This is a genomic window from Gordonia sp. CNJ-863, assembly GCF_001942325.1.
Classification (GTDB): domain Bacteria; phylum Actinomycetota; class Actinomycetes; order Mycobacteriales; family Mycobacteriaceae; genus Gordonia; species Gordonia alkanivorans.
The window spans coordinates 1-18,579 of the sequence record NZ_MKKG01000077.1 but is presented as its reverse complement, the minus strand read 5'-3'; the positions used below and the strand labels follow the sequence as shown (position 1 = coordinate 18,579).

The window sequence follows — 18,579 nt, the reverse complement described above, 5'->3', positions numbered from 1 at the left end:
AATCCTGCTGATCCTGGCCGCCGTGCTGATCACCTGGTTTGGTGTCTACACCCTCTACCGCCTGGTCACCGACGAGTCGTGACGTCCCACCCGGGAGCCGGTGACGCCGGCAACGAGCCAGTCGGCGCCGCCTCCTCCGGGGACGGTGTGCCTTCTGGCGACGGTGTCGTCGCCGACGGTGGCGCCCATCGCTCAGGCGACGAGGCGATCAACCAGGCCGAGGCACGCGCCGTCGAGTCCGGTAGCCGTGAGCGCAACATCCCTACGTGGGACGACCTCCCGCTGCCCGCGGACACCGCGAACCTCCGTCTCGGCGCCGACCTCCATCCCGGCCTGCTGGCACTGCTGCCGCTGGTCGGTGTATGGCGCGGCGAGGGCGAAGGCCACGACGTCGACGCCGACACCGACTACCACTTCGCGCAGCAGATCGTCGTCTCGCACGACGGCCAGAACTTCCTCACCTGGGAGTCCCGCTCGTGGGTCATCGACGACGACGCCGCCTTCGTGCGGCCCGACCTTCGCGAATCGGGATTCTGGCGCATCGGTGAGGACGACACCATCGAGTTGCTCCTCGCCCACGCCGAAGGGTCGGTCGAACTCTTCTACGGCACGCCTCTCAATCAGACCTCGTGGGAACTTGCGACCGACGTCGTCATCAAGTCCCAGTCCGGACGTCGCGCCGGCGGTGCCAAGCGGCTCTACGGTCTGGTTCCCGACGGCGACCTCGCCTACGTCGAAGAACGGGTCGGCACCGACGGTGACCTCTTCCCCCGACTGTCGGCCAAACTACGACGCCACGTCGGCTGAGCCCGGCCGCACTCTTCTCGACGCGCTTCCTGGGCGTCGCTCAGCGATGCACCCGGCTGCAGCCGCGTCGGCGATCCGAGAACGCCACGTACAGGTTGCGCTTCGGTAGCGCGCTGTACACCAGCGATCCGAGCATGACCACAACCGATCCGTATGCCGTGGCGGCTCCGGGGCGACCCGCCCATCCGGGGTGCACGGTTCCCGACGCCGAGACGTAGGGGCCACGTCCGGGCGAACCGGTCTGCCGTTGTCCCACCACCGAGAACACGTCGCTCTGCGCTGAGTGCGGGGAGACCGGGAAGTCGACCCGCTCACGCGGACCACATTCGACGACGCTGTACTCCGTCCCGGCCCGATGAACGACCGCAACCCAGCTGTCGCCGGCATTGCGAACAGTGAAAGTCGTTCCACCGGACCGGTATTGGTATGAGATCCGATCCTCCGCCGGGTCCCGTAGGCGGCAGCCGGCGAGTCCGCCGACCCAATCCGTGCTCCACGGGGTCAGGTAACGCTGAGCGAGGAACTCCCGCTCGGTCGGGATCGGGATGGTCACCGGCCTCGCCTTCCCCTGCTGGACCCACACCCCGCCATAGACCATCGGACGACCGTCGGCGCGTCGAGGCGCCTGCACGTAGGTGAACGAATCCTCGTCGGGCAGGATGATCATCTCGCCGGGTCCGAGACGCCGGAGCTCGACGCGGCCGTCGACGAAGAAGATCAGCGCGGCCGCGGGGCCGGCACCCCGGTTGTGGATGGACACGTGTTCGTCGTCGGCATGGAAGAGTCCGGCCTCGTGGGGGTCGGCAAAGGTGAAGCGGGGCGGCGTCGTGGTTCCGAAGTCGGGATCGCCGGGACCCCAGTACAGATCGTCCCACCGGCCGTCGCGAGCAGCGGCGTCGTCGGCGACAGCACCTCCGAGACCAGGACCGACCGACTGTTCGCGGACTGCGTTCGTGGCGACCATCGTTCTCTCCTCGGGCGGGTGTCCCCTGTGGCAGGTATTCGTGACAGGTACATCGCCGGACTGCTCCGGTTCATAACGCCCGCACCCCGAACTCTCGAGTAGTCCACCACCCGAACGACAATGTCCGGACACGATGCCCGGACATGGAACGGCCCCCGCATCGCTCATACGAGCCTCGTGCCGACCGGACCGGGTCGGGATGCGGGGGCCGGGTGACCACCTGGTATTCGTCGGCGCTGACGAGGCGGGGATCCACCTCCGGCGACACGAATGCCACACGGTCAGCTGCTAACGGATGGTCACCTCACATGTCCGATGAGATATCACTATCAGACCACCTCCTTCCCTGTGTACCCGCGAAAGTACGCCCGATTCCGGCGTCCCGCAACGGGATTTCGGAGGAGTGTCAGGGCACGGGAACCGCGGGTGCGCCCGATTCGGGGGCCGGAGCCGCGGGCGGTGCGGACGGCGCCTGAGACGGGGCCGGTGACTGCCCGGGCAACGGCTTGGCGTCCGGGGGCAGGGACTCGACGACCTCGAGCTTGGAGCGGAAGGTGTCGTCGGTGATGACCTCGATGTTGTTGATCATCCAGCGGTCACCCTGGAGTTCCATGTTGAAGGTCAGCCGTGACGGGTTGATGCTGACGAGTTCCTTCTGACCGCGGGTGACCGACTGGTTCATGAAGATCAGCACGTTCGAGGTGTCGGCGGTGTTGGTGACCACGCCGGCGTCCTGGATGGTCACCTCGGACACGACCTGCTGCTTGCGGACCTCCGCGGCGAGGTTGTTCTCGGTGATCAGTTTGGTGTACTCGGGTTTGGCCGGGCCGGTCAGCACGCTCATGGACTGGTCGATGTGGTCGCTGACGTTCTCGGCGTTGTAGCCGAACATGGTGTTCGCGTAGTCGCGTGCGGCGGCGAGCGAGGACTCGCGCGCATCCTCCACCGATCGACCCTCGATGTACCGGTAGCCGAGGAACGCGGTGGCCGCGAGAGCCGCGACGACGAGCACCGTGAGCACGATCAGTCCGAGGCGTCCCTTGTCGGTTCCGGGCTTCTTGTCGGCCATCACGCCACCCACTCGAAGTCGGTCATCTTCAGCTCACCGTTGATGCGGGTCATGTCGACGCGCCAGCGGAACACCTTGTCCTGGGCGGGGGTCTGGCCGTCGAGCGATTGCTGATGCCAGCCGAACACCATGATCACCGATCCCTCGTCGGGTTCGGACTTGGTGACCGCCGAGCTGAGGATGATCGACTTGGTCTCGAGCTTCCCGTCGCGGACGAGCGAGGCGACCTGCTGGATGTTGTTCTGGACCTCCTGCTTGACCTTGCCGGAGGTGTCGTCCTGCACCGATTTCAGTGTCTGGTCTACGGTGTCGGGGTTCATGCTCGTCAGGTTGATCAACACCTGCGAGGCGAATGCCGAGTACTCGGCCCGCAGGTCGTTCTGCTGGTCCTGGCGGGCGATGCCGAGGGCGAACACCACCGACGCCACCGCGCAGACGGCGATGAGCACGATCCCGACGACGACGCCGACCACGGTCCGCGACGACCGCCGGCCGGAGCCGCGGTAGCGGACCTTGCCCTTGCCCGTCTTCTCCGGGGTCTTCGACGCCAGTCGGTTGCGACGCCGCTCCCGGTAGCTGACGGTTTTCTCGACCTCTGACGGATCGGGGGCGATCTCCTCCCCGGCGTCCGGCTTCGTGAGCGACACCGCACCGGTCGCGGTCTCCGCGTTCCGGTCGGCCGGGGTCTCCACGGCATCCGGGGCGGCTGCATTGGGGGTGGCTGTGTCCTCGACGGCCGTCTCGGTCACCGGGGTTGCCGCTGAGCGCTGTGACGGCTTCTTTCCCCCCGAGCGGCCGCGGCGAATGGGTGCCGATCGGACCGGACGCTTGGCCGCCCGACGGTCGGTGGAGCCGGTGCGGTTCGGTGTGGTGTCGGTCGGGTTCCTGGTGACCGGGGTGGTGGTGCCGGTGCCCTCAGGGGTCACGGACTGACCGTCCCGCTGATCATCGTCTGCCATGTACTGCTCTGTCCCTGCCCTTCACGCCCCGTGCCGGCGTTGTACGTCTTGCCGTCGGGTCCGATGAAGTTGCCCGACTCCGGATCGTATGTCGTGGCGTACACCGCAGGCTCTGCCTCGAAGTCCTTCGGTGTGCCCGGTGTCACGGTACCGGAGGACGCGGGCTCCCATTTCAGGCCGAACGGCAGGCCGTTCTGGAAGGGATCCACCGAGCCGGGGTTCGGCTTGTACCCGGTCCGGCATTCCGCCGGCGTGGGCGCACGGCGGCCGGGGAACTCGGCACAGGGGTAGTTGCGGGCGCCGCGCACGGCGATGTTGGAGTTCTGCGGGACGCGGCACAGCATGCCCGGGGGCAGCTCGCGAGCGGTCTGTTCGGACGGCCACCGCCACTCCTCCTTGGGCAGGAAGCCGATGTTGCACCCTGGCCGGTCCTGGAAGCTCAGGGAGAAGTTCACGTTCGGCCCGAAGTTGTTGGTGCCGGTGTTCAGGGCGGTGATCAACGAGTTGATCAGGCGCGGGTAGAGCACCAGGATCTGTTTCCAGTTCGGCAGGTAGACCACCTGGGTGTGGGCGATCGTGCCCAGGTTCGACACCAGCAGCGGGTATGACCCGCCGAGCGATTCGAACAGGTCCTGCGCCTTCGACGTCGTCGACGGTCCCTTGCGGAGGATGTCGCCGATCTCGGGGCGGTCGGCCCGGAGCTGATCGGTGAACGCGGTGACGTTGCGGGTCCACGCCCGGATGTCGTCGGCCGTGCGGGACTGTGTGCCCAGCAGAGGTGCACCCTGTTCGATCAACGAAATCGTGGTGTCGGTGTTCTTGTTGGCCTCGCCGATGAACAGGGTCATCGAATCGAGGAGGCGCTGCAGCGACTCACCGGTGCCGTTGAAAGCGACGAAGGCCTCGTCGACGAGCGAGCGGAGTTTGGTGTCGCCGATCTCCTTCAGGAGCGCATCGGCCTGGTCCAGCATCGTCGAGATCTCCACGGGCACTTCGGAGACGGTGACCTCGGAGTCGTTGTGCAGGTAACCGGTCGGGGCATCGGCAGGCGGATCCGGGTTCGGGGTGAACTCGACGAACTGCTCGCCGATCGCGGAGACGCTGCGTACCGATGCCTTGGCCGATGCTGGGATGTCGGTGCCGGAGTCGATGACGAGCGTGGCCTGCACGCCGTCGTCGGTGAGCTTCACCGAGTCGACCTTGCCCACGTAGACGCCGCGGTAGCTGACGTTGGCGTTCTGGTACAGCCCGCCGCTGGTCTCCATGTTCAGCTGCACGCGATAACTGCCGACGCCGAACATCGACGGGATGCGGATGTAGAACAGCGCCATCACGACCATCGCGACCACGGTGACGATCGAGAAGATGATCAGCTGCATCCGGACGAATCTGGTGATCTTCATCAGCGGCCGCCCTTCTGATCGGCGGGCACCGTCGGCGGGGCGGTGGGCGAAGGCACCTGCACCGGCGGGATGAGGTTCGCCGGAACCGGTTCCGCGGTGTCCGGGAGCTTTTCCCCGCCGGGGATCAGCGGCGCGGTGAACGGATTGAGTCCGCGGGCGGCCGCACCGGCCGGCTTACCGAAGACGCCTTCGGGTCCGGTGACGCCGAGGCTGGCGAACATGGTCTCGCTCAGGCGGTCCACCGTGAGATCGAGTACGAGGTCGGAGTTCACGAAGTCGCCCTTGACGATCGTCCGGATGGTCGGCTCGTAGAACGGGAAGGTCAGCAGGATGTTCAGCGACTGCGTCATCGCCGGTCCCGAGGCCTGCAGCTGGTCGAGGGCGGGTTCGATACCCTCGACGATCGTGACGATGTCCTCGGTGTTGGCGTCGAGGATGTCGTTGGCGGTCTTCGACAGCTTCGACACCGAGGCGAGGGTGTCGAGGAACTGCTGACGCTGGTCGACGAGCAGTTGCAGGATCTGCGGGCTGGCGTCGAGTGCGCGTTCGATTGTGTCCTTCTGCTCGTTCATCGTGCGGGACAACCGATCGAGTCCTTCGGTGGCGCGGATGATGTTGTCCTTCTGCGCATCCAGATCCGCGACGAGGGTGTTCAGTCGCGGGATGAGCTTCTTGATCTGGTCCTCGCGTCCGCCGAACACCTCGCTCATCTCGTGCACGATGTCGCCGACCTGCGACAGTCCGCCGCCATTGAGGACCACCGACAGCGAGCTGAGTACCTGTTCGGTGCTGGGGTAGGTGCAGGCCGCAACCTGTTGTGCGGCGTTGATGTCGGGCACCGCCGGCACCTTCGGATCGGTGACGATGTTGGACTGCTCGGGGCACTTGGTCAGCGGGATCTCGTCGCCCTCTTCTAGGCGTCCGCCCTCCGGTTCGGCGGGCTGGACGATCTCGAGGTGCGTCGACCCCAGCACGCTGGTCATCCCGACCATCACATGCGATCCGCGCGGGATGATGACGCCCTCGTTGAGGCGGATCGTCACGAGTGCGTTCCAGTCCTGGACCTCGATGTCGCCGACGCTGCCGACGGTCGAGTCGTCGATGAGGACCGGTGCGTTGTTGACAAGGCCTGCGGCCGACGGGATGAGCGCGGTGATCTGGTACGACCCGCTGCCGGTTCCGGCCGCACCGGGGACGGGCAGCGAATTCGGTCCGTCGAAGGAACATCCGGCGAGCAGCGTCGTGAGCGCCACCGCGCCCGCCGCGAGTCCGCCCCGCAGGCGGGACGACATCATCGGTCACCCCCGAACGGCACCAGCAGGTTTCCGAGCGGAGAGCCGGCGTTGTCCCGCCGGGTCTCGTTGTCGATGCGACGCACACCGGCCTGGGCGCGGGCCTTCACGTCCGCGTTCTGGTACTGCAGCTGGCTCGGCAACGCATTCGCTCCCTGCACCGGGTTGGCGAGGAACGGCGGGTAATTCATCGAGATCGACGACAGCACCGGCGCGAGGATCTCCACACACTTGTCGATGTCCACTTTGGACGTCCCCGGCCGGTTGGTGGCATCCATCGAGCCGCAGAGCAGCGTGATCAGGTTGGTGCCGTTCGCGAGGCCGAAGACACCCGACAGGGAACCGGAGAGCGGGTTGTAGATGTTGTAGAAGTTCGCGAGCTGGTTGGGTGCGGAGTGCAGCACACCCTCGACCTGCTCGTTCTTGTCGGCGACGATCTTGGTCGTCGACGCCAGACGCTCCACCGACGACGACAGCGAATCCTTGTTGGTGTCGATGAAGACCTGTACGTCGGTCATGGCCGAGTCCAGACCCTTGAGCGCCTCGTCGAGTTCGGTCGTGTTGTCGGCGAGAACCGAACTGACCGAGGCGATCCGGCCGTTGAACTGCACGAGCTGCTCGTGACTGCCCGCGAGGGCATCGGTCAGTTTCTGCAGGTTCTGGATGGTCGAGAACAGATCTCCGCGTCCGGCCGCGAGGGTGCCGATCACATCGGACACCTCACGGATCGACTTGTTGATCGCGGCACCGTTGCCCGCGAGGTTCTCGTCGAAGACGTTGACCGCCTTGGCCGCCGAGCCCTGATCCGGTCCCTCCGGACCGATTGCCTCGGTCAGCTTGGTGAGCTGGGCCTTGATGTCGTCCCATTCCATCGGGACGGCGGTGCGATCCATCGGGATGTCGTGGCCGTCGGGCATGGTCGGTCCGCCCGAGTAGACCGGGGTCAGCTGGAGGAACCGCCCCGACACCAGGCTCTGCGCGACGATGACCGCTTTCGCGTCCTGGGGGATGTCGATGCTCTTGTCCACGCGCAGTTCGACTTTGACGTCGTTCTCGCGCGGCGTGATCTTCGAGACGCTGCCGACGTTGACGCCCAGCACCCGCACCGGGTCGCCCTCGTAGAGGCTGGCGACCGAGCCGAAGTAGGCGGTGAAGGTGTTGGTCGTGGACTTCAGGAAGACCGTCCGCCCGACGACGACCAGGGCGATGGCGAGCACGACGGCGAGCACGCCGAGCAGGACTTTGCGTCCGATGGTCATGGTCACCGTCCTCCTCTCGTGGTCGGTGCCGGTTTGGGATAGGTCGGGGACGGCAGCGGACCGCGCGGGGTGTCGGTGTTGTCCGGCGGGCCCAGCTTGTAGTTGTCCGGGATCAGCGGGAAAGCCGAGTACATCAGCGACTGCCAGACCTGCGGGTACCGGCCGCGCAGCGCGTTCAGGAAGATGGCGGTGTAGTCGCCGAAGGTGTTCAGGCCGACCAGGGAATCGAAGTTGGGACCGGATGCGACGGCTTCACCGAGGGTGTTGGCGAACGGACCCAACCGGTCGATCGTCTCCTTCAGGTTCTTCTCGTTGTCGGTGAGGATGTTCGCCACGCGGTCGAACTTCTCGAGCACCGGTGTCAGCTGGGCGTTGTTCTCGGCGATGAAGCCGCGCAGCTGCGTGGTGACGTCGCCGATCCCCTTGATCAGCTGATCGAGCGCATACCGGCGCATCTCGATCTCGCCGACGAGTGCGTTGGCGTCGATGAGCAGTCGGTTGATCTGGTCGTTGCGGTCCCCGACGATCTTGCTGACCTGGTTGGCCTTGGCGAGCAGGGCCCGGAGTTCGTCGTCGCGGTCGGCGACGGCCTTCGACAGTCGGGCGACGCCGTCGACCGCGCCCTGCACCTGATCCGGGGTCTCGGAGAAGGTGACCGTGAGGGTGTTCAGCGCGGTGTTGAGCTGGTCGGTGTCGGTTCCGGAGATCGTGTCGGTGGCACCTTCGAGCGCGTCCTGCAGCGAGTACGGCGCGATGGTGTTGCCCAGCGTGATCGATCCGCCCGGTTTGATGCGTTCGCCGCCGTGCGGGATGACCGTCAGGTTGCGGCGGCCCAGCACGGTCTCGGTGCGGATGGCGGCCTGTGTCTCGTCGCCCATCTCGATGGTGTCGTCCATCCGGAAGGACACCTTCACCTTGGTGCCCTGGTCGGTGCCGGCGAGTTCGATGCCCTCGACCGTCCCCACCTGCACACCGGAGACCGACACGATGTCGCCCTTGGCCAACCCGCCGGCGTCGTCGAAGTACGCGCTGTAGGTGCTGATGGGCGCCAGGTAGGGCAGCTTGTCCATCTGCATCGCGGTGATGACCACCAAGGCGATGACGACGATGCCGATGACACCGACCTGGGCGCGGGTGCGTCCGCCGTGCTTCTCCTCGCGCGCGATGTCGGCCTGGTCCGATTCTGTTCTGCGGCTGGAGAACATGCCGCCGAAGGGAAGGCTCATGAGCCGTCACACCTTCCGCCCGCACGGGTGGTGTCACCCATCACGTTGTTCGAGGTGTAGATGATCGTCTGCCCACCGGGTGCGGGGAGCAGGAGACGCAGGCGGCAGAAGTAGATCTGCAGCCACGCCCCGTAGGAACCGAGGTTGGACAGGGTCTTGTAGTCCTCCGGCAGGCGCGTGAGCAGGTTCCGGACGAACGGCTCGGCAGCCAGCAGCTCCTCCGACACCCGGCCGGTGTTGGTGACCATCGACTGCAGCGTGGGCCGGGTCGTCGAGAGGAGGTCGGAGAGACCGTTGGTGACCCGAGACGTCTGCGTGAGAGCGTTGCCGATCGTGCCCTTCTGCTCGGCGAGCCCGGTCACCAGCTGCTGCAGCAGGTCGACGCTGGTGTCGAGTCCCGCGCGGTCGCCGTCGAGCGTCGCGAGCGTGGTGTTCAGGTTGTCGATGACGTCACCGATGAGCTGATCCCGGTCGGCGAGGGCATCGGTGAACGACGCGGTGTTGGACAGCAGGGTGTTCAGCGCCCCGCCCTGTCCCTGGAACACCGCGATCAGCGAGCTGGTGAGCGCGTTGACCTCGTCGGCGTTGAGGGTGCGGAACAGCGGCTTGAAGCCACCGACGAGCTTGTCGAGATCGAGCGCCGGTTCGGTCTGGGTGACCGGGATCTGCGCGCCGCCGCCGAGGAAGGTCGAGGTGTCGCCGGCCCCCTGCTGGAGCTCGAGATAGCGGTCACCGGTGAGGTTCTCGTAACGGATCAGTGCCCGAACGGATTTCGGGAGCGGGTACTGCTCGTCGACGGAGAAGGTGATCACTGCCTCGTTGGCACGGTTCAGCCCCACGTCGCCGACGGCCCCGACCTCGACGCCGGCGATCTTGACCTTGCTGCCCGACTTCATGGCCGAGGCACTGGTGAAGACCGCGGAAAACTCGTTCGACGCCCCGGAGCGGTAGCGGCTGAAGACCACGACCAGCGCGACGAACACCAGGATCATCACCACGGTGAACGCGCCGAGCTTGATGAGGATCGCGCGGAATGCGCGTGCGCGGTTATCCACGGGGCGGCTCCCCGAACAAGATCTGGAACAGCTTCTTCGAGTTCGCCTTCGGCTCGGTCCTGGGCTGGTAGGGCTGAGGTGCATTGTCGCCCACGAAGAACGGGGCGTGATCGGTGGTGCCCGGGTCGGACAGGCCACCCGCACAGGTGGGCGGTGCCTCGACCCCGACCTCGGGCAGGTCGTACGGGTAGGCGTAGGGGTCCCTACCGGGCAGCAGACCGGCGTCGAGCATCAGCATACCGTTGCGGCCGCCCATGAACGGCGCGGCGACCTCGGAGGCGATGGCGCCCGCGGTGAGGAAGCACTTGATGCCCGGCGAGTTGTAACCGAGCAGCGCCGCAATGGGATTCAGATCCGACAGCGCACCGATGAGGGTCTTCTTCGTCGGTGCGATGACGCCGTCGATGGTGTTGGCCATCCCGGTGGCGTTGATCAGCAGCGCGTCGAGGTTGGAGGTGTTGTCCACCAACGTGTTCCCGACGGTGGTGAAGTTGTCGACGGTGCGCATCAGGTCGGGCATCGAGTCGGCGTAGACGTTGGTGACCGTCGCGCCCTCGCGGAACAGCCGGTTCAGCGCCGGCAGATGCGGATTGGTCTTGCCCAACAGGGTGGTCAGCTGCTCGAGCGCCACACCGATGTCCTCTCCCTGACCCGACAGCGCGGTGTCGACTGCGCCGAGCGTCGCATTGAGCTTCTCCGGCTGCAGGTCGGCGAGCACCGAGACGAGTTGCTGGAAGACGGTGTTGAGTTCGACGACCACGCGGTCGGCCGGGATCTCCGCACCCGCTTTGAGCTCGCCCTCGGCTTCACCGGGTACGAAGAAGTTGACGGCCTTGGCACCGAAGATGGTGTTGGACTTGATATCGGCGACCACGTTGCCCGGGATCTTCGACATCGAATCGTCCGCGATGTCGAGGGTGAGGATCGCGTTGCCGCCCTGTTCCTCGATCTTGCCGACGCGTCCGACCTCGACCCCGCGCAGCTTGACCTTGGCGTCGGGGTTCATCACCAGACCGGCGCGCGGGGCGACCAGCGTGACCTGCTGGGTGCCCTTGAACGCGCCGAGGAACGATGCGCTGGCGCCGATGATCAGGAACAGCAGCGTCGCGACCATGGCGACTGCCGCCAGGCGACGGGTGGTCCGTGTGCGTTCTTGTTTTCTGCTCATGGTTCAGCCCGCCAGGTTGAACTTGCCGTCCGCGCCGTAGATGGCGAGGGAGGTGAGCAGGGTGATGACGACGACCACGACCAGCGAGGCACGCACCGCGTTGCCGACCGCGACGCCGACGCCGACGGGACCGCCGGAGGCGTTGTAGCCGTAGTAGGTGTGGATGAGCATGACCGCCACCGCCATACAGATCGCCTGCACGAAGGACCAGAGGATGTCCGACGGGATCAGGAAGGTGTCGAAGTAGTGGTCGTACACACCCGGCGACTGTCCGTAGAGGAACACCGTCGCCGAGCGGCTCGCGAGGAACGAGGCGAGCGAGGCCAGTGCGTAGAGCGGGATGATCGCGATGAGGCCGGCGACGATGCGGGTGCTGACGAGGTACGGGATCGAGGAGATGGCCATCGTCTCGAGGGCGTCGATCTCCTCCGACACCCGCATGGCGCCGAGCTGCGCGGTGGCGCCGGCACCGATGGTCGCCGCGAGGGCGATACCGGAGATCACCGGCACCGCGATGCGCACGTTGATGAAGGCCGAGAAGAAGCCGGTGAGCGCCTCGACACCGATGTTGGCCAGCGAACTGTATCCCTGGACGGCGATGGTGCCGCCGGTGAACAGCGTCAGGAAGCCGACCACCACGACGGTGCCGCCGATCATGGCGAGCGCACCGGTACCCATGGAGATCTCGGCGATGAGCCGGAGGGTCTCCTTCTTGTACTGCCTGACGGCACGGGGGATCGACACGACGCTGTCCCAGTAGAACAGTGCCTGATCGCCGATCTGGTCCCAGTCCTCGCCGGCGCGTTTCACCGCGACGCGCGCGGTCCGGAAGCGGGTGGTGAAAGGAAGTACCATTGCTCAGCCCGCCGTCGCTTTGAGTCCGACCGCGGTGACGACGACGTTGACGACGAACAGCGCCATGAACGAGTACACGACGGTCTCGTTGACGGCGTCGCCGACACCCTTCGCGCCTCCCTTGACGTTGAGTCCCTGGTAACAGCCGACCATGCCGGCGAAGAGGCCGAACAAGGCGGCCTTGACCATGGAGATCATCAGCTCACCGAAGCCGGTGAGCAGCGTCAGGTTGGCCACGAAGGCGCCCGGGTTCACGTCCTGCAGATAGACGGAGAAGATGAAGCCGCCGCCGATGCCGATGGTGCACACGAGGCTGTTCAGCAGCAACGCGACGCCGGTCGACGCCACGATGCGCGGCACGACGAGCCGGTGGATCGGGTTGATGCCCAGCACCTTCATCGCGTCGATCTCTTCGCGGATGGTGCGCGCACCGAGGTCGGCGCAGATGGCGGTGGCACCCGCACCCGCCACGATCAGCACGGTGACGATCGGGCCGATCTGGGTGATGGTGCCCAGGGCCGCGCCGGCACCGGACAGGTCCTGCGCGCCGATCTCGCGCAGCAGGATGTTCAGCGTGAAGCTGACGAGCACCGTGAAGGGGATGGCGACGAGCAGCGTCGGCACCATCGAGACACGGGCGATCGCCCACGATTGTTCTACTGTTTCCCGCCACTGAAACGGACGACGGAACAACTCGCGCGCCGATTCGACGCCGAGTGCCACGAAATCGCCGATCCCCCCAAGGGGCGTGGCCAGTTTGCTCAGCACCAGCGGACCCCCTTCACCCTCGCACCATCGCGAAACCTATCACGCAGAAACCTGACGAAATGGTCAGTTGACCAGAGCGCTCGCCGAGAACGTGCGTCCCGGATCGCGGTCGGCGAAATAGCCGGTCAGGGTCTTGGCGAGGTCGTCGGAAGACCATGCGTCGCCGTCGGCGGTGAACACCTCGTCGATCGTGGGCGCCGCCATGAGGGTGACCTTGGGGCCGTATACGACGAACACCTGGCCGGTGACGCCGTCGGAATCGGGTCCGGCGAGGTAGTTCACGAGCCGGACCACATGTGCTGGATCGAGCGGATCGACGCCGTCGGTCGGCGCGTCTCCGAAGACGTCCGCGGTCATCGCGGTCCGCGCACGCGGGCAGATGGCGTTGGCGCGGACGCCGTAACGCTTGAGTGCTCGCGACGCGGACAGCGTGAGCGCGGTGATGCCGGCCTTGGCGGCACCGTAATTGGCCTGTCCCTCGGGGCCGAGCAGCCCGGCCTCCGAGGAGGTGTTGATGATCCGGCCGTAGACCGGGCCACCAGCGGCCTTCGACGCCGCACGCCAGTGCGACGCCGCATTGCGATTGAGCAGGAAGTGGCCCCGCAGGTGAACGCGGATGACCAGATCCCACTCGTCGTCGGTCATGTTGAACAGCATCTTGTCGCGGACCACGCCTGCGTTGTTCACGACGATGTCGAGTGAGCCGAGCTGCTCGGTGGCCGCGGCCATGATGGCACTGGCGGTGGACGAGTCGCTGATGTCACCCCCGACGGCGACCGCGCGGCCACCGGCCGACGTGATCGTGTCGATGACATCACTCGAATCGAGCGCTGCCGGAAGGTCGTTCACCACGACCGTGGCACCTTCCGCCGCGAGGCCGATGGCCTCCGCCCGCCCGAGACCTGCACCTGCACCGGTGACGACCGCGACGCGACCGTCCAACGAGTAACCCACCCGACATTCCTCCTGAGCTGAAACTAGAACCTGTTCTAGCATGATTCCCCGTCGGATGGAACCGAACGGGAGTTCCAGCTGGGTCAGTCCTCCACGACCGTGAGGGCGGACTTGGGGCAGTTCGCCGCCACCTGTCGCAGTTCCTCGACGCGGTCCGCGGGGATCTCTTCTTGGAGAATGACCAGGTAATCGTCATCGTCCAGGTCGAAGAAGTCCGGCGCCATCCCCACACAGATGGCATTGGACTCGCACAGGTCGAAATCTGCCTTGATACGCATCAGAACCTTCTCCTCACCGGCTCGTCGCCTGTTGACGGGGCTGCCAGAACAGGTTAGAACGTGTTTCAGAAACTAGACGAGCCTTACCCCCATAACTTGACCACAAGCGGGGTCCGGACGCTAGCCACCCACCCATGGAGTTTCGATGCGAATCGCCTATACCGATCAACAGTCCGAGCTCCGGCGGGAGCTCCGCGCGTACTTCTCGAACCTGATGACCGAGGACCGCCGGGCCGCTCTGTCCGGCGGCGACGGTGGCGAGCTCGGCGAGGGTGACGCCTACCGCGACGTCGTCGAGCAGATGGGCGCCGACGGTTGGCTCGCCCTGGGCTGGCCCACCGAGTTCGGCGGCCAGAACCGTTCGATGATGGATCAGCTGATCTTCACCGACGAGGCCGCCATCGCGGGTGCGCCCGTACCGTTCCTGACCATCAACTCCGTGGCGCCGACGATCATGCACTACGGCACCGACGAGCAGAAGTCCTTCTTCCTGCCGCGCATCGCCGCGGGCAAGTTGCACTTCTCCATCGGCTACTCCGAGCCGGGCGCCGGTACCGATCTCGCCGCCCTGCGCACCACCGCGGTCCGCGACGGCGACGACTACGTGATCAACGGCCAGAAGATGTGGACCAGCCTGGTCCCGTACGCCGACTACATCTGGCTCGCCTGCCGCACCGACCCGTCGACGCTGCAGGAGGGCGGCAAGAAGCACAAGGGCATCTCGGTGCTCATCGTGCCGACGACCGCCGAGGGCTTCAGCTACACGCCGGTGCACACGATGTCCGGGGTCGACACCAGCGCCACCTACTACCAGGACGTGCGGGTGCCGGCATCGTCGGTGGTCGGCGAGGTGGGCGGCGGCTGGCCCCTGGTCACCAACCAGCTCAACAACGAGCGGGTCGCGCTGTGCAGCGCGGCACCGATCCAGACCGCTCTGCGCGAGACGATCGCCTGGGCGCAGCAGACCAAGACCGGCGACGGCCAACGCGTCATCGACGCCCCGTGGGTTCAGCAGAACCTGGCCCGGGTGCATGCGAAGGTCGAGTTCCTCAAGCTCATCAACTGGAAGATCGCCTCGGCGGCCAGTTCCGGCGGCGCGCCGTCGCCGGCCGACGCCTCGGCGACCAAGGTGTACGGCACCGAGTTCGCGACCGAGGCCTACCGCCTGCTCATGGAAGTCGTCGGCCCGGCCGCGACGCTGCGCGCCGGCAGCCCCGGCGCCCACATCAACGGTCGCCTCGAACGCTTCCAGCGCACCTCGCTGATCCTCACCTTCGGTGGCGGCACCAACGAGATCCAGCGCGACATCATCGCCATGCTCGCCCTCGGCCTGCCGCACCAGCGTCGCTGACCCCACCCTCGAAAAGGCTCTCCACCATGGACTTCTCCCTCCCCGAATCCGGTGACGACGTCCGCGGCCTGGCCCGCGACATCGCCACCTCCGTCAGCACGCCCGAACGCGTCGCCGACCTCGAGTCGACCCGCGCGCCGATCGACTCCGATCTCTGGCAGCAACTAGGCAGCGCCGGTCTGCTGGGACTCGAACTGTCGTCGGCGGCCGTCGGCGATGCCGGTGGCGACCTGAGCGTCATCGAGAACGCCCTCGTCGCAACCGAACTCGGCCGGGTGCTCGCACGGGTGCCGTTCGGCCAGCACGCGGTGGCCGCGCTGCCCGTGATCGCCGCACACGGTTCGTCCGGTCTGCGCGACCGGGTGCTGGCGTCCGCCGCGTCGGGTGGTCTCGTCGTGTCGGTGGCCATCGAGGAGGACCTGGGTTCGCCGACCGACTCCCCCACCACGACGCTCTCCTCCGACGGCTCCCGACTGTCCGGCGTCAAGGTCGGCGTGCCCTACGCCGAGGCAGCGGATCTGTTGCTGGTCAACGCAACCGGCCCCGACGGAGTCGTCGTGGTGGCGGTTCCCACCACCGCGGAAGGCATCCGGATCACCGCCACCCCGGCGACCGGCCTGATCCCCACCGCACACGTCGAGTTCGCCGACGTTCCCGTCGATTCCGACGCCGTGCTGGCGGGTTCGGACGTGGCCGACGCGCTTCGGGTCCGGGTGACGCTGGCCTGCAGCGCCGAGCAGACGGGCGTGGTGGGGCGCGCACTCGAGTTGACCGCCGAATACGCCCGTGAGCGTGAGCAGTTCGGTCGCGCGATCGGCTCGTTCCAGGCCGTCGCCCAGCGTCTGGCCGATGGGTACATCGATGCCCAGGGTCTCGCCCTGACCACCACGCAGGCCGCCTGGCTGCTGGCCAACTCGGACAATGCCGGTGAGATCAACAATGCGATCGCCACCGCCAAGTTCTGGGCCGCTGAAGCCGGTCATCGGGTCGCGCACACGACGGTGCACGTCCACGGCGGCGTCGGCCTCGACACCAGCCACCCGGTCCACCGGTACTTCCTGCGCGCCAAGCACAACGAGTTCGCCTACGGTTCGGCGACCGCGTCGGTGCGCGCCATCGGCACCGAGTTGGCCGCCACCCCGGCGTGAGCGTCTCGGGAGCCGTGACCCAGCGGTCCACGGTCGCCGGCCTGCTGGCCGACCTGTCCGCCGTGACCGATCGCGGTGTGCACTTCGAGGACGAATTCACCCCCTGGGCGCGTCATCTGGACGATGCCGCGGTCCGGGCCGGCGTCCTGCTCGAGTGGTTGTCGCCGGAGCGACCTCCACACGTCGGCGTACTGCTCTCCAACACAGCAGAATTCGCCGCCCTGTTCGCGGCCGCGGCACGGCACGGATTCGTCCTCGTCGGATTGAACACGACCCGCCGAGGAGCCGCGCTCGCGGCCGATGTCGCACGCGCCGACTGCCAGATCGTGCTGTACGGCAACGACACCCGCGAGTTGCTGACCGACGTCGACCTCGGCGATGTCCGCGTCGTCGACGTCGACGGGCGGGAGTGGTCGTCGGCGGTCTCTGCCGCTGCTGCGGCGCCGCTTGCCGAGGCTTCACCCGACGATCTGCTGATGCTGATCTTCACGTCGGGAACCACCGGCGATCCGAAGGCCGTGCGTTGCACCCATCGCACCTTCGCGGTCAGCGGACCGATGCTCGCCGAGCGTTTCGAGATCGGCGCCGACGACGTCGTCTATCTGTCGATGCCGATGTTCCACTCGAACGCGATGATCGCGGGCTGGAGTGTGGCAGTGGCCAGCGGTGCGTCGATCGCGTTGCGCCGCAGCTTCTCCGCGCGCGGCTTCGTCGCCGACCTCCACCGCTACGGCGTGACCTACGCCAACTATGTCGGCAAGCCCCTCAACTACATCCTCGCCACCGACCCGCATCCCGACGACGCATCGAGTTCACTGCGGATCATGTACGGCAACGAGGCGTCGGCGGTGGACCGGAAGCGATTCGCCGAGCGGTTCGGTTGCCGCGTCGTCGACGGATTCGGTTCCACCGAAGGCGGTGTCGCCATCACGCGTACGCCGGACACCCCGCACGACGCGCTGGGTCCCCTGCGTGAACCGACGGCCGTCGTCGACGTCGAGACCGGACAACCCGTGCCGACCGGTGTGATCGGCGAGATCGTGAACTCCTCCGGGCCGGGACTGTTCGCCGGCTACTACAACGATCCCGATTCCACCGCCGAACGCATGCACGGCGGCATCTACCACACGGGCGACCTGGCCTGGGTCGACGACGACGGCTACCTGCACTTCGCCGGCCGACTCGGTGACTGGCTGCGCGTCGACGGCGAGAACCTCGGCACCGGGCCCATCGAACGAATCCTGCTGCGGCATCCCGCGATCCGACAGGCCGCGGTGCACGGGGTTCCGGTGGAGATCGGCGACGAGATCGAGGCGGTGGTCGTCGTAGACGGAAGCCTGAACCCCGACGACTTCGCCGAGTTCCTCTCCGCGCAGGACGATCTCGGCCCGAAGCAATGGCCGCACCGTGTGCGGATCGTCGAATCGCTTCCCGAGACTGCGACGTTCAAGACCGTGAAGCGACTGCTCGCGTCGGACCCCACCCCGCCGACGTGGGTTCGTGACGGTCGCGCCTACCGCCCCTGACGCAAACCCTCCCCTTTTCCGTAAACCCGCCCCTCGCTAACGCATCCTGTCAGGCTGTTTGTGAGACACCTGGCGGGGTGTGTGGGGATCGGAATGGGTGATGACTATCAGTGTCGAGGTCGGCCGTACTCCTCGTGGGCAGCGGTCGTATCCACTCGGTTTCAAGGTCGAGTTCCTGCAGTTGTGGGATGCGGCAACGTTGGAACGCGGTGGCCGAGCCCGGTTGCTGCGCGAGCACGGTCTGTCGCGGGCCACGGTGCGGGGCTGGTTGCACTCGCGTGATCGGGGAGACTTTGAGGCGTCGATGGTGTCGGCAGCGCTGAAGTCGAAGGGATCGAGCCGCGTGGATGCTCAGGAACGAGCCGAGTTGGCGCGGTTACGCGCCGAGAATCAACGGCTGAAGAAGAAGGTCGAACAGGCCGAAGCCATTCAAGAGATCATGGGAAAAGCTATCGAGCTCATGGACGGGATCACCGCGAGCTCGACGAGCGAGGAGG

Annotated in this window: 18 protein-coding genes; 5 read left to right on the top strand and 13 right to left on the bottom strand. The window is 66.6% G+C overall.

Annotated features, from left to right (window positions below; genetic code table 11):
* Nucleotides 1-78: 78 nt before the first annotated feature.
* Nucleotides 79-807 (top strand): FABP family protein, encoded by a 729-nt coding sequence (locus tag BJF87_RS22850; RefSeq protein ID WP_042377536.1) that lies wholly within the window; start codon nucleotides 79-81, stop codon nucleotides 805-807.
* Between the two features lie 40 nt (nucleotides 808-847).
* Here the strand turns inward: BJF87_RS22850 and BJF87_RS22845 are convergent, their stop codons facing one another.
* The 13 genes from BJF87_RS22845 to BJF87_RS22785 all read right to left on the bottom strand — a co-directional run bounded on the left by BJF87_RS22845 (nucleotide 848) and on the right by BJF87_RS22785 (nucleotide 14,057).
* Nucleotides 848-1,771, bottom strand: a complete 924-nt coding sequence (locus tag BJF87_RS22845) for a hypothetical protein (protein ID WP_006358672.1) — start codon at nucleotides 1,769-1,771, stop codon at nucleotides 848-850.
* A 406-nt stretch (nucleotides 1,772-2,177) separates the two neighbouring features.
* Nucleotides 2,178-2,840 carry a hypothetical protein gene (locus BJF87_RS22840; protein ID WP_006358673.1) on the bottom strand — a complete coding sequence of 221 codons (663 nt, stop codon included), beginning with the start codon at nucleotides 2,838-2,840 and terminating at the stop codon, nucleotides 2,178-2,180.
* Nucleotides 2,840-3,766 (bottom strand): hypothetical protein, encoded by a 927-nt coding sequence (locus BJF87_RS22835; protein WP_006358674.1) that lies wholly within the window; start codon nucleotides 3,764-3,766, stop codon nucleotides 2,840-2,842. Before BJF87_RS22835 ends, BJF87_RS22840 begins: the two co-directional genes overlap by 1 nt.
* On the bottom strand, nucleotides 3,763-5,202 hold the full coding sequence (locus tag BJF87_RS22830; protein WP_006358675.1) for an MCE family protein: 1,440 nt from the start codon (nucleotides 5,200-5,202) through the stop codon (nucleotides 3,763-3,765). The genes BJF87_RS22835 and BJF87_RS22830 overlap by 4 nt, the downstream gene beginning before the upstream one ends.
* Nucleotides 5,202-6,497 carry an MCE family protein gene (locus BJF87_RS22825; RefSeq protein WP_006358676.1) on the bottom strand — a complete coding sequence of 432 codons (1,296 nt, stop codon included), beginning with the start codon at nucleotides 6,495-6,497 and terminating at the stop codon, nucleotides 5,202-5,204. Before BJF87_RS22825 ends, BJF87_RS22830 begins: the two co-directional genes overlap by 1 nt.
* Nucleotides 6,494-7,753: an MCE family protein gene (locus BJF87_RS22820; protein WP_035754644.1), complete on the bottom strand. Its 1,260-nt coding sequence runs from the start codon at nucleotides 7,751-7,753 to the stop codon at nucleotides 6,494-6,496. Before BJF87_RS22820 ends, BJF87_RS22825 begins: the two co-directional genes overlap by 4 nt.
* A gap of 2 nt (nucleotides 7,754-7,755) precedes the next feature.
* Nucleotides 7,756-8,979, bottom strand: a complete 1,224-nt coding sequence (locus BJF87_RS22815; RefSeq protein WP_006358678.1) for an MCE family protein — start codon at nucleotides 8,977-8,979, stop codon at nucleotides 7,756-7,758.
* On the bottom strand, nucleotides 8,976-10,034 hold the full coding sequence (locus BJF87_RS22810; protein WP_006358679.1) for an MCE family protein: 1,059 nt from the start codon (nucleotides 10,032-10,034) through the stop codon (nucleotides 8,976-8,978). The genes BJF87_RS22815 and BJF87_RS22810 overlap by 4 nt, the downstream gene beginning before the upstream one ends.
* Nucleotides 10,027-11,148: an MCE family protein gene (locus BJF87_RS22805; protein WP_075863980.1), complete on the bottom strand. Its 1,122-nt coding sequence runs from the start codon at nucleotides 11,146-11,148 to the stop codon at nucleotides 10,027-10,029. Before BJF87_RS22805 ends, BJF87_RS22810 begins: the two co-directional genes overlap by 8 nt.
* Nucleotides 11,149-11,205: 57 nt before the next feature.
* Entirely contained in the window at nucleotides 11,206-12,057 is an 852-nt protein-coding gene (locus tag BJF87_RS22800) for an ABC transporter permease (RefSeq protein WP_075863979.1), read from the bottom strand.
* Between the two features lie 3 nt (nucleotides 12,058-12,060).
* Nucleotides 12,061-12,825, bottom strand: coding sequence for an ABC transporter permease (locus BJF87_RS22795; protein WP_075863978.1), 765 nt, complete (start codon nucleotides 12,823-12,825; stop codon nucleotides 12,061-12,063).
* A 63-nt stretch (nucleotides 12,826-12,888) separates the two neighbouring features.
* On the bottom strand, nucleotides 12,889-13,779 hold the full coding sequence (locus tag BJF87_RS22790) for a 3-oxoacyl-ACP reductase (RefSeq protein ID WP_006358682.1): 891 nt from the start codon (nucleotides 13,777-13,779) through the stop codon (nucleotides 12,889-12,891).
* A gap of 83 nt (nucleotides 13,780-13,862) precedes the next feature.
* Complete coding sequence (locus tag BJF87_RS22785; protein ID WP_006358683.1) at nucleotides 13,863-14,057, bottom strand: ferredoxin; 195 nt, start codon at nucleotides 14,055-14,057, stop codon at nucleotides 13,863-13,865.
* Nucleotides 14,058-14,202: 145 nt separating this feature from the next.
* Between BJF87_RS22785 and BJF87_RS22780 the strand changes: the two genes are divergently transcribed.
* From BJF87_RS22780 to BJF87_RS22765, 4 genes are all read left to right on the top strand, one after another.
* Nucleotides 14,203-15,408 carry an acyl-CoA dehydrogenase family protein gene (locus tag BJF87_RS22780; RefSeq protein ID WP_035754638.1) on the top strand — a complete coding sequence of 402 codons (1,206 nt, stop codon included), beginning with the start codon at nucleotides 14,203-14,205 and terminating at the stop codon, nucleotides 15,406-15,408.
* Between the two features lie 26 nt (nucleotides 15,409-15,434).
* Nucleotides 15,435-16,556, top strand: coding sequence for an acyl-CoA dehydrogenase family protein (locus BJF87_RS22775; protein ID WP_006358685.1), 1,122 nt, complete (start codon nucleotides 15,435-15,437; stop codon nucleotides 16,554-16,556).
* On the top strand, nucleotides 16,553-18,082 hold the full coding sequence (locus tag BJF87_RS22770; RefSeq protein WP_006358686.1) for an AMP-binding protein: 1,530 nt from the start codon (nucleotides 16,553-16,555) through the stop codon (nucleotides 18,080-18,082). The genes BJF87_RS22775 and BJF87_RS22770 overlap by 4 nt, the downstream gene beginning before the upstream one ends.
* A gap of 100 nt (nucleotides 18,083-18,182) precedes the next feature.
* On the top strand, nucleotides 18,183-18,579 hold a 397-nt coding region (locus BJF87_RS22765), incomplete at its 3' end, for a hypothetical protein (RefSeq protein ID WP_075862664.1).

Coding starts and splice junctions, on each gene's coding strand:
- BJF87_RS22830 (WP_006358675.1), bottom strand. CDS start 5,202: ATGAAGATCACCAGATTCGTCCGGATGCAGCTGATCATCTTCTCGATC.
- BJF87_RS22845 (WP_006358672.1), bottom strand. CDS start 1,771: ATGGTCGCCACGAACGCAGTCCGCGAACAGTCGGTCGGTCCTGGTCTC.
- BJF87_RS22825 (WP_006358676.1), bottom strand. CDS start 6,497: ATGATGTCGTCCCGCCTGCGGGGCGGACTCGCGGCGGGCGCGGTGGCG.
- BJF87_RS22775 (WP_006358685.1), top strand. CDS start 15,435: ATGGACTTCTCCCTCCCCGAATCCGGTGACGACGTCCGCGGCCTGGCC.
- BJF87_RS22805 (WP_075863980.1), bottom strand. CDS start 11,148: ATGGTCGCGACGCTGCTGTTCCTGATCATCGGCGCCAGCGCATCGTTC.
- BJF87_RS22780 (WP_035754638.1), top strand. CDS start 14,203: ATGCGAATCGCCTATACCGATCAACAGTCCGAGCTCCGGCGGGAGCTC.
- BJF87_RS22815 (WP_006358678.1), bottom strand. CDS start 8,979: ATGAGCCTTCCCTTCGGCGGCATGTTCTCCAGCCGCAGAACAGAATCG.
- BJF87_RS22820 (WP_035754644.1), bottom strand. CDS start 7,753: ATGACCATCGGACGCAAAGTCCTGCTCGGCGTGCTCGCCGTCGTGCTC.
- BJF87_RS22840 (WP_006358673.1), bottom strand. CDS start 2,840: ATGGCCGACAAGAAGCCCGGAACCGACAAGGGACGCCTCGGACTGATC.
- BJF87_RS22785 (WP_006358683.1), bottom strand. CDS start 14,057: ATGCGTATCAAGGCAGATTTCGACCTGTGCGAGTCCAATGCCATCTGT.
- BJF87_RS22800 (WP_075863979.1), bottom strand. CDS start 12,057: ATGGTACTTCCTTTCACCACCCGCTTCCGGACCGCGCGCGTCGCGGTG.